This window comes from Gilvimarinus gilvus (assembly GCF_030518155.1).
Classification (GTDB): Bacteria; Pseudomonadota; Gammaproteobacteria; order Pseudomonadales; family Cellvibrionaceae; genus Gilvimarinus; species Gilvimarinus gilvus.
Map to the genome: position 1 here is coordinate 1 of NZ_JAULRU010000474.1, position 496 is coordinate 496.

Annotated in this window: 2 protein-coding genes; both read left to right on the top strand. The window is 61.5% G+C overall.

Annotation, left to right across the window (positions count from 1 at the left end; all coding sequences use genetic code 11):
- Positions 1-6: 6 nt before the first annotated feature.
- The gene (locus QWI17_RS23640; protein WP_368045334.1) at positions 7-168 is read left to right on the top strand and encodes a hypothetical protein; all 162 of its coding nucleotides are present in this window, start codon (positions 7-9) and stop codon (positions 166-168) included.
- An 88-nt stretch (positions 169-256) separates the two neighbouring features.
- On the top strand, positions 257-496 hold a 240-nt coding region (locus QWI17_RS08950; protein WP_302722171.1), incomplete at its 3' end, for a hypothetical protein.

The following is a 496-nucleotide window of genomic DNA, read 5'->3' on the forward strand; positions in this document are numbered from 1 at the left end:
CTGTTCATGCGCCGTGATGAAGTAGAAGCCGCCTGGGCCTGGATCGACCCCGTGATCAAGGGCTGTGAAGAACACTTCCAGGCCCCACGCCCGTATGCGGCTGGCAGCAACGGGCCAGAGCAGGCTACCAGCCTGCTGGCACGCCATGGCAGGGTCTGGCATAGCTGAAAAGTTTCATGCTGTGGCTGGGCTGGGGCTTGTTGCAGGCTCTGGTCGGAAGGCGCATTTCGCCCTTCGTACTAATGGAGCTGCAGACATGATCAACAGCAAGAACTGGAAAGCCCAACATGACAGGATGCCCCCAGGGGCGCGGGTGCGGGTTGCAGGTTCCGTCACCGTCGCCAACCCTGGCGTCGACCCCGTGCTGGTCAAGCGCGACGGGCAACCGGGTACCCTGGCCCTGGACCTGGAATTGAAATCGGAAGGCGGCAGCTTCATCCAGGTGTTGTGTGACAAGGAGGTGCATTTCGAGATGCCAACCGGCGCTGAAGCCATC